The organism is Hyphomonas sp. UBA3601 (assembly GCF_002375605.1).
Lineage (GTDB): Bacteria > Pseudomonadota > Alphaproteobacteria > Caulobacterales > Hyphomonadaceae > Hyphomonas.
The window spans coordinates 19300-30481 of the sequence record NZ_DFME01000117.1; the positions used below are offsets into that span (position 1 = coordinate 19300).

Annotated in this window: 12 protein-coding genes; 7 read left to right on the forward strand and 5 right to left on the reverse strand. The window is 54.6% G+C overall.

Features of this window, described 5'->3' with window-relative positions; all coding sequences use genetic code 11:
• The 3 genes from B4F73_RS12350 to B4F73_RS12360 all read left to right on the forward strand — a co-directional run.
• On the forward strand, window positions 1-1209 hold a 1209-nt coding region (locus B4F73_RS12350; protein ID WP_290483410.1), incomplete at its 5' end, for a c-type cytochrome.
• 53 nt (window positions 1210-1262) lie between these two features.
• Window positions 1263-2885: a hypothetical protein gene (locus tag B4F73_RS12355; protein ID WP_139068737.1), complete on the forward strand. Its 1623-nt coding sequence runs from the start codon at window positions 1263-1265 to the stop codon at window positions 2883-2885.
• A gap of 233 nt (window positions 2886-3118) precedes the next feature.
• Window positions 3119-3301, forward strand: a complete 183-nt coding sequence (locus B4F73_RS12360; RefSeq protein ID WP_290483411.1) for a hypothetical protein — start codon at window positions 3119-3121, stop codon at window positions 3299-3301.
• 229 nt (window positions 3302-3530) lie between these two features.
• Here B4F73_RS12360 and B4F73_RS12365 read toward each other — a convergent pair whose 3' ends face one another.
• Together B4F73_RS12365 and B4F73_RS12370 are read right to left on the reverse strand one after the other, a co-directional pair.
• Window positions 3531-4745 (reverse strand): alanine racemase, encoded by a 1215-nt coding sequence (locus tag B4F73_RS12365; RefSeq protein ID WP_290483412.1) that lies wholly within the window; start codon window positions 4743-4745, stop codon window positions 3531-3533.
• Window positions 4746-4803: 58 nt separating this feature from the next.
• Complete coding sequence (locus tag B4F73_RS12370) at window positions 4804-6234, reverse strand: D-arabinono-1,4-lactone oxidase (RefSeq protein ID WP_290483413.1); 1431 nt, start codon at window positions 6232-6234, stop codon at window positions 4804-4806.
• Between the two features lie 80 nt (window positions 6235-6314).
• Between B4F73_RS12370 and B4F73_RS12375 the strand changes: the two genes are divergently transcribed.
• A complete protein-coding gene (locus B4F73_RS12375; RefSeq protein ID WP_290483414.1) occupies window positions 6315-6953 on the forward strand; it encodes a TetR/AcrR family transcriptional regulator in 639 nt (212 codons plus the stop codon).
• 73 nt (window positions 6954-7026) lie between these two features.
• On the opposite strand, the gene B4F73_RS12380 is transcribed toward B4F73_RS12375, so the two are convergent.
• From B4F73_RS12380 to B4F73_RS12390, 3 genes are read right to left on the reverse strand one after another with little or no spacing between them, the layout of a single operon-like run.
• Complete coding sequence (locus B4F73_RS12380) at window positions 7027-7230, reverse strand: YgaP family membrane protein (RefSeq protein WP_034813564.1); 204 nt, start codon at window positions 7228-7230, stop codon at window positions 7027-7029.
• Between the two features lie 25 nt (window positions 7231-7255).
• Entirely contained in the window at window positions 7256-7708 is a 453-nt protein-coding gene (locus tag B4F73_RS12385) for a thioredoxin family protein (protein WP_349678095.1), read from the reverse strand.
• Entirely contained in the window at window positions 7708-8985 is a 1278-nt protein-coding gene (locus tag B4F73_RS12390; protein ID WP_290481013.1) for an NAD(P)/FAD-dependent oxidoreductase, read from the reverse strand. Before B4F73_RS12390 ends, B4F73_RS12385 begins: the two co-directional genes overlap by 1 nt.
• 143 nt (window positions 8986-9128) lie before the next feature.
• Between B4F73_RS12390 and B4F73_RS12395 the strand changes: the two genes are divergently transcribed.
• The 3 genes from B4F73_RS12395 to B4F73_RS12405 all read left to right on the forward strand — a co-directional run.
• Window positions 9129-9488 (forward strand): rhodanese-like domain-containing protein, encoded by a 360-nt coding sequence (locus tag B4F73_RS12395; protein WP_206992943.1) that lies wholly within the window; start codon window positions 9129-9131, stop codon window positions 9486-9488.
• Between the two features lies 1 nt (window position 9489).
• A complete protein-coding gene (locus tag B4F73_RS12400; RefSeq protein WP_290483415.1) occupies window positions 9490-10479 on the forward strand; it encodes an efflux RND transporter periplasmic adaptor subunit in 990 nt (329 codons plus the stop codon).
• On the forward strand, window positions 10476-11182 hold a 707-nt coding region (locus B4F73_RS12405), incomplete at its 3' end, for an efflux RND transporter permease subunit (RefSeq protein WP_290483416.1). The genes B4F73_RS12400 and B4F73_RS12405, both read left to right, overlap by 4 nt.

An 11182-nucleotide genomic window follows, 5' to 3' on the forward strand; every position in this document is an offset into this window, starting at 1 on the left:
GAATATGTCTGGCACTATCAGACGACGCCGGGCGAAACTTGGGACTACACAGCTACGCAGAATATCATTCTAGCTGATCTTGAGATCGAGGGAGAGCTTCGTAAGGTGCTGATGCAAGCGCCGAAAAACGGCTTCTTTTATGTCATCGACCGAATAAGCGGCGAACTTATTTCCGCAGAGCCATTTGTTCCCGTTAACTGGGCCACACATATCGATATGGAGACCGGGCGTCCTGTTGAAAACCCCGAGGCGCGCTATCTGTCTGGTGGACCTGCGCTCGTCAAACCCAGCCCATTTGGTGCCCACAACTGGCACCCCATGTCATTCAATCCGGAAACAGGGCTGGTATATATTCCCGCACAAGATGTTCCTTTCCTCTATTCCGATCAGATCGAGGGCGAGATTGCCCGCTTTGACCGAGACGCATTCAATATCGGTGTCAGCCTGACAGACGCATTACCGGAAACAGAAGAAGCACGTCGCACACTTCTGCGCCAACTTGTCCAAGCACATCTTGCTGCCTGGGATCCGGTAGCTCAGAAAGAAGTCTGGCGTGTTCAGCATGAGCGAATGTGGAATGGAGGTACGCTGACAACGTCTGGAGATCTGGTATTCCAAGGCACGACGAGCGGCGTTTTCAATGCTTACAACGCCAAAACAGGCGAAGAACTGTGGTCGTATCCGGTTGGTGTCGCAATGGTCGGTGGACCTGTGGCGTATGAGGTCAATGGCGAGCAGTATGTTGCTGTATCAGCTGGTTGGGGCAGTGGTGCCAATTTGCTCGCCGGCTTCTATGTCGGGCAGACAGGAGGCCCGGTTGAAGGCCATGTACTTGCCTTCAAACTTGGCGGAGAGGGCGAGCTAAACGTCGCCGCGCTTCCGCAGAAGGCAACGCCTGAGCCAGCGCGACAGCCGCATTCGGCTGAAGCGGTTGTACGGGGCACAGACCTCTACGGTCGATTCTGCGGTGTCTGCCATGGCGGCGCGGCCATTTCGTCCGGAACGCTCCCCGATCTGAGGCAGTCAGCGACTCTCGGGATAGACACTTTTGATGCTTTCCTCCTTCAAGGGGCCGGCGAAGCGATTGGCATGCCCAACTTCGCCGGCCGCCTAAGCCAACAGGAAGTCGATGATATTGAGGATTTCATCCTCTCTCGAGCCTGGATGGCGTTTCAAGACGAGCAACAGTCGACGTCTCAAGCTGAATAGTATTCTGACAATTCGCTAAACCAGTACAAATCTGTCACTCTGGGAGACAACAAATGAAACCTCATATCGCTGCTGCTGCAGTCGCAATCGTAGCCGTGCTTGGTGCATGCTCCACTATCCCAGTCTTTGATGCGTCGGGTCCGGAGTTTCCTCCAATGAACCCAAATCTGGTGGACAGCGAGCTTGCCACCACGCATTTTAATCCGGCTCAACAGGATTCCCTTCCGTTTGCTGGGCCGGTCGGTATTCACGAGATTGATGATGAGGGTATTCAAAGGGTCCCGGCAGGGTTGGTGAACCTCACGCTTATGCAATTACCAACTTATCCTTCAGGTGAGCAGGTGGCCATCTCCGCCAACAATAATCGTATCTCCAAAATCCTGATTAGCGATGGCAAGTTTCAACTGATCAATGCTCTGCCTGTGGAAGGTCAACCCTTCATGTCTGTCGAGGATGCTGAACGTATCGCCGTCGAAATGGATAGTACGGCCTCAGAAGCTGAACTGCTTGGCTATCTCAATCGGAACTATCCACGTTATGTTGAGCGGGTCGTCGCCAGAGCAGCAATCTATAATGTCGTCGACCGCAATGGTGACTTCTACACTGTCGTCAACAACGATGTCGTCGTTTATGGTGATGCCGAACCCGGCAATCCGCTGTCACCACTGGTGGAAAAGCGCCGCTTTCAGCTGCCGCGCGAATATTTCAATCCAACACTGGAAGACCCTGATGCTGTGTTCGGATTGAATCTGACTTATGATGGCATGCTGGCGCTGGTGACGATGGGCGGCGTTGTCGTCATCGTAGACCGAAATTTTGAACAGGCACCGATCATTCATGAGTTGGCTGACGATGAGCAGGTTACGAACTCGATCGCCATTGATGAGGGTGGTGGCATTTATGTTCTCTCAAATAGGAGGCTCCATAAACTGGTTTGGGACGGGGAAACACTTCACTCTAGAGGGTATGGCGCGTGGTCATCAGAATACGATTCCTTCACCGGCAAACTTGGCGGCGTGAGTCTCGGCAACGGATCAGGCTCTACGCCCTCACTTATGGGCTTCGGAGACGAGGAAGACAAACTTGTTGTCATCACGGACGGAGAGTTGATTATGAATGTCGTCGCCTTCTGGCGCGACGATATTCCAGAGGATTTCGTCCAGAAGCCAGGGACCAAATCGCGTCGAATTGCCGACCAGATTCAGGTTAGTTTCGGAAAGTCTGACCTTGAGCGCGCCCAGTCTGAGCAATCCGTTGCGGTATATGGCTACGGTGCCTTGGTGGTAAACAACACATTGCCATCGCCATTGCCAACAATGCTGGAGAATGTTGTCATGTCTGGTAGACTACGCAAAGGACCGACGGGTGCTGAAAAGTTTGAATGGGACGTTGAAGCTGACCGCTGGGTGCGTGCCTGGGCAAATCCCACTGTATCGAGCCCATCAACCGTCCCCATGATTTCTGGCGGCGCCCAACAGGTCTATGTCAATGGTTTCGTAGACGGAAAATGGGAGGTCACAGGTCTTGATTGGGAGACGGGTGAAGCCGTTACACGGCTTCGCCTTGGTGATAGCCACATTTACAATGGCGCTTACTCTGTCATTCACCTCCTGCCGGGCGGCGATATCGTTCTTGGAGGATTGCTGGGCATGATGCGGATATCGGTCGAGCGCTAGGTGTTGACTTTAGTATGATGTGTTGAGTTTCGGCGCTCTGTGCATTGTAGTTAGCGGTGAAATCTAGTTCTATAGATCAAGCTTGATTTGGCAGGGAGTACAATCCGCGTTAACTATGGCTATCGGTGCCGGTGAGCGGCGTCGAACTCAAGCGGTCTACAAAACTGTGGACCAAAATCAGACCGAACTGAGGACCAAGAATCGATTACACCTCCCGTAAGTGATTGAAAAATATGGATAAAAAATATGGAATGTGGCACGTCACTCGCGCCATTTCTTTCAGGGTGACGCCTGACACCTCCTTTGAAATCATTGAAAATACTTGGGAAAGCTCAGGCGCTCCAGGCCTTTTCGCTGATCGTGCACTACAATTTACCCCACAAAATGCAAACTTGTTGCACAACAAAGGGCGATGAAGCATTTCTCACTTGGATCAAGATTTCTGAAGGATCGCAGCGGTTGGTGTCACTATGTCCGGCGTGTCCCGACCCGCTTCAAAGATCTCGACAGACGCGGCGTGATCCAGGTCGCCCTGCGTACCCGATCTCTGGAAGTTGCCATGATACCCCGCAACGGTCTGGCCGAAGCGGACGAGGCGTTGTGGAGCAGTCTCGCGCTCCAGGCGGAAGATACTGATGAAACAGTCTAAGCTGAAGCCTCAAAGACGGGCCAGGAGTCCACAATTTCTCCGTCTTCGTAAACGGCGATATCCCCGAATTGCAGGAAGACTGCTTCGCTCTGGTGCGGACGAAGAAATACGAACTCGTCTGGCGCGATTTGCAGCTCCGGCCCACCATTCAGCATTTCCTGGTTGGAGGAGCGTCCGAACGTCGAATTGTATTCCAGGCCGGGCGGATCAACCGGGTCGGCGAGCCAGTGGCCTCCATAAATGAATATGGTCTTGCTGTAGTTCGGATCCCACGCCCGTTTGGTGTTGTCGGCGAACTCGAGGCCGGGCATTCGTGTTCTGGCGACAGATTTGATGACCGGTGTTGCAATGAAGCTCGCGGGCGTATGGGGCTCCAACAATTCAGTGTCAAAATGCGTTGGCTTCATCAGGCACGACCCTGCAGAGACTTCATTCGCAATCGAAGTGTCCTCGTAGTAGCGATAGGTCGGACTGCCTGCTGCGTTTCGGGTGATATGCTCTATGGCTTCCTTGCCAAACACCTCAGCGGCTTGATCAAGCGCCGCCCTGTATGAACGCCAAGCTCCTGCGAGCGCCTTGTCGCGCCAGCCCAAGCTTGTGGGCAGGCTGGGAATATGCGGTTCGTAACCCATGAAACCCGCAAATTCCAAACTCGGATCCAGTTCTATTTCGTGCAACACGGCCCCCAACTCCGAACCTGGTTCGAAGCCGCCCCTGTGGAGTCCCACATCCAGTTCCAGATTAATATTCAGGGTGCGACCAACATCCTTTGCGAGATCCTGGTACTGCTCAAGTCGCTTCGGAGTATCTATGAGCCATTGGACGCGGCCTGCCGCATCAGAGCGCTCGGGCGGTAGTTTGTGAAAATATTGGCGCGCAGCCTGAATGGGCAGGGGTTTGCCAAGCAACTGGCTGGCTTCGGGCATTTCTGTGCTCAGTGCCAGCAGCATGGGTAAATTGAATGTCATCAACCGATCCGTGCCGGTTCGCTTGCGAATATGGTCAATCAATCGAAGCGATGGCAGGGACTTGGCGACAATACGATATCCCATGCCCTGCGGCAGGTGGTGTTTCAGCGTATCAATATTGGCGTTGAGCCGTGCGCGATCGATCACCAGGGTCGGTGTTGCGATCCCTGCATCGGTGAGAGCTTTTTGCATTTGCAAGAAATAAGGATCTCTTGGTCCGCTCTTGTCACTGGGTTTCGACATGAGAGTTGCTACTCCTGCTAAAGCTGTTCCTCCGATCAAGAGTGTCCTTCTGCTAAGTTCAGGCATTGAAGGGAACTCCAAACACATCGGCGAGATGGGGGTTCAGGAATTTTCCAGTCGGATCGAGCGAACGGCGCAAGTCTGCGAACTTGGTAAAGTCCGGATAGAGAGCTTCCAAATCTTTGCGTTGCAGGCTGTGGTGTTTGCCCCAATGGGGGCGGCCGCCATACATTTTGAAAACTGGTTCGAACTCGCTGAAGAAATAATCATAGGCTTCGTCGACTGCCGCATGGATCGCGATGGATATTCGGGGGCCACCAAGGAACGGGCTAAGCCAGGCATCGTCGGGAGCGGTAAACCGGACCTCCATGGGAAAGAAGACGTGCTTTCGCTGATCCATCATTTTGATGATCTGCCTCAAGGCCTTGAGACCATCGTCCCAAGGGAGGTGATACTCCATTTCGTTGAACTTTATCGGGCGGGTCGTGGCCAGGAGCTGGAGGGAGGCATCACTGACATCTTCAATCGTGCCGCTGGGAAGAGCAGATTGCGCAATGCGTTTTCGGAGCCAGGGCCACCACCCGAATTCATTCCGTAGCTGTTTAAGGCCCTCCAACATTTCATCGTCATCGTTGGAAGGTTCCAGGCCGGTCGTCTCTCCGTGATGCAGATCGTGAGTGATACTGGCAGCGAGTCCCGTACCTGGAAGATAATAAAATTCGAAATTTCGATATGAGCTGGCACGGGAAAAAGCGTCATCGAGTACGGCATCTATGGGCTCTGCACTGACGATACGCCTCAGATTGAAGGAGGGGATGGTCTCAACCGTGTACTCGCTGATCACGCCCAGCGCACCGAGAGAGACTTTGCCCGCAGAAAACAGATCGGGGTTGGAATCGGCCGTGACGTTCAACAGACTGCCGTCGGCAGTTACCAGTTTGAAGGAGTGGATGTAGTCATGAAGTGCGGTCAGGGTTTGGCCTGTGCCGTGGGTGGCGGTCGAGAAGGATCCCGCGAGTGTTTGGTCGACGATGTCGGGAAGGTTTGGAAAGGCCCGATCAATCTCATTCAATTGGGATGCTGCCTGGAACAGAACGGTTCCAGCGCCAAAGGTCGCGCGCTGAGTTACAGGGTCATAGGCTTTCAAGCCGGCGAGCTGCCCAACATCCAGAATAACTCCTTCACTGGGTACGAGCCCCGAAAAAGAATGGCCGCTGCCTCTTGGGCGGATGCGTCCTGGCGTAGTTCGGATGATTTCCGAAAGTTCGGCAGCTGACGCTGGAGACCGAAACTGTTTGGGCGTGGCAGTTTGCGCGCCTGACCAGTTTCTCCAACTCTCTTCGCCAATAGGTGGCTCAGGATGATCTGGAGCGTAGTCTTCGCGGACATAGTCTCTCGTGCCCCACGCTACGTGTTGAACTATTGGAACGGCAGATACTGCCGTGAGTCCAAGGCCAGCTTGAACCACTCTCCGTCTGGATACTCCCATTGCGCCAACCTCCCCAAAATGGTAGCGATGACTATCGATAGGCAGCCGCCCTTGAACTGTCAATGAAGTACGTTTGAGTGATGACAACGAAAATCGAACCCAACACCACAAGACGATCCGCGCCTAACCAGCAGCGAAGTCGAGACACGTTTGAGCAGATTTTGATCGCCGCGGCTGACTTGATTGAGGAGGTCGGGTTCGAGAAGCTCTCGACAAACATGATCTGTAGACGAGCTGAACTCACGCCGCCGGCATTGTACCGCTACTTCCCGAACAAATATTCGGTCCTGAAAGAACTGGGCGAGCGACTGATGGCTCAGCAGAATATTTTGATGGAGAATTGGAGTCTCGACGCAGGTGACTTGAGCAATCTTGAGGCCGAAATCGAAACGCTACTCTTCGAGACAATACGGGTAACTCGACAGACCAAAGCAGGCGCGTGGATTATGCGGTCCATGCATGCCACGCCTGTATTGGCGGGTGTCAGGGTTGAGTCTCACCGACATGTTGCGCGATTGTTGGCGGAACGGATAGTCGAAACACGACCTGATCTTGATCATGGACGTATCCTGCCATCAGCGAGGCTGAGTGTTGAGATCGGGTATGCGGTGGTCGAGATGGTGTTTGATGAACGGTCGATTGATGAAGGCGAGATCCTTCGGCAGACGGCTTCCATGTTGGCCTTCAGTTTGCGACAAGCGATGAGCCATCAAGCTTAGTGCGATAGCTGGCGGCGGACGTCGCCCTTGTGATGTGCTGTTGACCCAAGGTCGAACTCAAATCTCTCAGACGTTATTTGAAGGCGTTGCCGCTCCGTATGCCGATAGCCTTGAAGACCAGTGCGGCCGGACAAAAACCGGTAAAGGCGGCCTGAAACATGTTAAGCCCCGCAAAAGCAGTCAGCAGGAACCAATAGGGGGATACCCAGTATCCCAATGCGAGGCTGATCAGAACGACCAATCCGGCAAAGGCGAGTACGGCACGATCAAGATTCATATCTGTTTCCTTTCGTCAGATACTGTCAGGCGCTGGTTTTCAGAATATTCAGGCTATTCACCCACTGGATGATTGTGGGCGCAGTCATTACACCAGACCGCTGATCAATCACGCTGCCGTCTTGGAACAACAGGAGGGCAGGAATGCCGCGAACATTCAATGCGGCTCCACCTTCCGGATGGGCTTCCGTGTTGAGTTTGAAGAAGCGAAGATTGCCATCAAAGTGCTTTGCGGCCTCAGCAAATGAAGGCGCCATCATCCGACACGGTCCACACCAAGGGGCCCATACATCCAGGAGAAAACTGCCTTCGTCACGGGACATGAGTCGGTTGAGAATCTTCGTGTTGATCTCGACGGGAGCATCGCTCGCAAGGTCACCCTTGCACGATCCACAATGGCCTCTCGCCAAGCTACTCCCTATGGGCGCACGATTTACGGCGCCACATTTGGTGCAAACAATATGCTGGTGATCAGGCATCAGGAATGGTCTTTCAATTTATGAGTCTTCAGCAGACCCAACGCTGCATTTTCATAGAAGGTTTCAGACTGGCCTGTACGCAGCTTGTGTAGGAAATACTTTTCGAATCCCGCCTTGGCCAAGTGTACCCATCCCCCGGAAGCCGACCAGTTAACATTGCGAGGGGGGATCTGGGGCTGCGCAACGAACGCCACGCCGCCATCGCCGAAGTCAGCGAGACAGATCGCATTCCAGCTCGCCTTGTGTGTTGGCTGGGTTCCTTCGATAAGCTGCGCGATGTTGCGGGCGGTTGCTTCCACCATGGATTCGATCATGAAGCCTGTTTTGGGTACGCCAACTGGCACGGGCGTTTTCCCCATGGGCGGAATCGCGATGCAGACGCCGATACCAAAGATATCCGGCCATTCTGGATTACGCTGGAAGTCGTCCGTAATCACGAAACCCTTGGGGTTCACCAAGCCCTCGACATCACGCACGGCTTCGACCCCCCTGAAAGGTGGCATGAGCATAGTGTACCGGGTCGGCAGTTCATGCGTTTGCTTGACAGAGCCATCTTCGTTCAACTCCTCAACACGTACCATGTCGGCTTCGGCGCCAAGAACTCTGGCGTTGGTTATCCATTTGATATGGCGATTGCGCATCTCGCTTTCGAGCAGACCTTTGGTATCGCCCACACCATCGAGGCCGAGGTGACCGATATAGGGTTCGGGGGTAATAAAGGTGATCGGCACTTGATCGCGAATCTTGCGTTTGCGCAGTTCGGTCTCAATGATCATCGCGGTTTCATAGGCTGGCCCGAAACAGGAAGCCCCTTGTGCCGCTCCAATCACGATTGGGCCCGGATTCTTGCAAAACGCCTCAAAGGCCGAGGCTCCTGCTTCGGCATGGTCGATGTGGCAGACCGATTGAGTGTGGCCGTTCGGGCCCAGGCCTTCGACATCATCGAAGGCGAGTTCCGGACCCGTGGCTATGACCAGATAGTCGTATTCTACCTGCGACCCATCCGGCATACGCACGCATTTGTGCGCGGGATCAACTTTCTCTGCCCTGCCGACAATCAAGTTGACGTTTCGCTTGCGGAGGGGTTTTGCCAAGTCGACCGTGATGTCCTTGCGATCCCGCCACCCTACCATCACCCAGGGATTGGAAGGTTGGAACTGGTAGTAGTCCGTTTCGCTGATGATCGAAACCTGATGGTCCCGCCCGAGGGTCTTTTTGATTTCGTAGGCGGCGATCAATCCGCCTAGGCCCGCGCCGAGAATTACAATGTTCGCCATAACCAATCCTCCTTGCCGGAAACATGTTGTATATTAGCACTTTCGCAAATACGCAATATTACCTATATAGGTCACGATGGCATTGAGCTAAATCAAAGACCGACTGCGCGAATGCGACCGGTGGCTTGGCAGAGGAAAAAATCATGGCTGATAAATATGACCTGACACCGCAAAGTGTCTTTACAGACCTCAAGGCTGGCAAGATCGTATTGGTCGACGTCCGCGAGCCTGCAGAATTCGCAAACCAACGCATTCATGGCGCATTGCTGCACCCCTTATCCACGTTTGAACCCAAAGCGATTCCTGCGGATGGAAGCAGGCGGATCGTGTTTCAGTGTGGATCTGGCAAACGGTCCAGAATGGCGCTCAACACTTTCATGAAGGAAACAGGCGCAGACGCGGCTCATCTGGCGGGAGGCATCGCGGCCTGGACGTCGGCAGGGCAGCCCTGCATTCGGCTGGACCCGTCGACGGGTGCGATCGTTGACAAGGGAGACTATTGAGATGATCGCCCGACATATCGGTGGTCTCATTGTTGGCTTGGCGCTGAGCATGACTGCCACCGCGCAGACACTGACCATTCAGGAGTCCATCATCACGGATTTTCGTCCGGTTGTGGGGCGTATTGAGGCGAGTGATACAGCTATGGCGCGGTCTCGCCTTCAGGGTGTCATCACACAGTTGAGCATCGATGAGGGCCAAACGGTCAAGGCTGGTGAGGTGCTCGCCTTCGTGGCTGACGACACGATAGCGCCGCAAATCAATGCACTCCAATCTCGCGTCGATGGATTGACGGCGCAAATGACACAGCAGGAAGAAGACCTCGCCCGCGCGAGCAAACTGTTAGCAGATGGATTTTATCCCAAAGCCCGGTTCGAGCAGGAAAAGGCCGCTCTGGATGTTGTGAAGGCCAATCGAGCCTCCGCAGAAGAAGAACGCCGCAGTCTGATCGCCCGTCGGGCGGAAGGGTATGTCCGCGCGCCAGTTGACTCACGAGTGACAGATGTACTCGTGGTTGAAGGCAGTGTGGTATCTCCGGGGCAGGTCGTTGCCAACCTCGCGACGCTCGACGGGCTGATGCGATTGTCCTTGCCGGAGCGGCATTTGAACTTTCTGGCTGAAGGCGGAGAAGTTTCGTTACGCCTGCCCGCGCGCGACAATGACGTGCGCACAGCACGCATTGAGAAGATTTATCCAGCGCTGCGAGACGGTGCAGTGGTCGCGGACGCAGTTGTGGATGGCGGATTGAATGCGCTGGTGGGCGAACGGGCCGATGTGCTCGCCCCGGTGGGTGATCGCCGCGCGATCATTCTGCCACAGGAATACGTCACCACGCGCTATGGAGTAGACTTTGTGCGCGTAAAGGTGGGTGATCGCTTCGTTGAAGCCCCCGTCGTGCTGGCGGAGCCATTGGTTTCCAATGGGGTCTTTGAGGTGCTCTCCGGACTGAGACCGGGCGATGTGGTCACATTGCCGGGAGCGGAGAACTCATGAAGGCCGATGTTTCCGGCTCCATCACCCGAGCCACGATCCGTTCACCGCTAACGCCTCTGGTCCTTCTGGCAGCGCTGGCTGTTGGTCTGATCGCCCTGTTGACTATACCGCGCGAGGAAGAGCCGCAGATATCAGTGCCGATGGTGGACATTCTGGTCCAGTCGCCCGGGCTGCGAGCGGCTGATACGGTCGAGCAGGTCACTGAGCCGCTGGAAGAAATCATCAAGGCGATTCCCGACGTCGAACATGTCTACAGTCAGAGCCGCGATGACGGCGCTATCGTCACGGCGCGGTTCATGGTCGGTACTGATGCCGATGACGCAATTCTGAGAATTCACGAAAAGATTCGCGCCAATATCGACCGCATCCCACCTGAAGTTCAGATGCCGCAAGTTGTCGGGCGCGGCATTGACGATGTTCCCATCGTTACATTGACGCTGTCCCCGGAAACGTGGACCGGAAATGTCTGGAACGATACCAGCCTGCGCATGCTCGCCGATGAGGTTCTGAAAGAACTCCTGAAGGTGGAGGATGTCGGCCTGACTAACGTTATTGGGGGACGTAGTCTCGAGCTTCGCGTTGAACCCGACATCGAGGCGCTGTCTTCTTATGGCGTCTCTCTTCAGGCGTTGGTCGATGTGACGGCGCAGGCCGTTCAGGCGCGTCCCATTGGCACGGCTCGCGGCTCTGGCGACTCAATCAT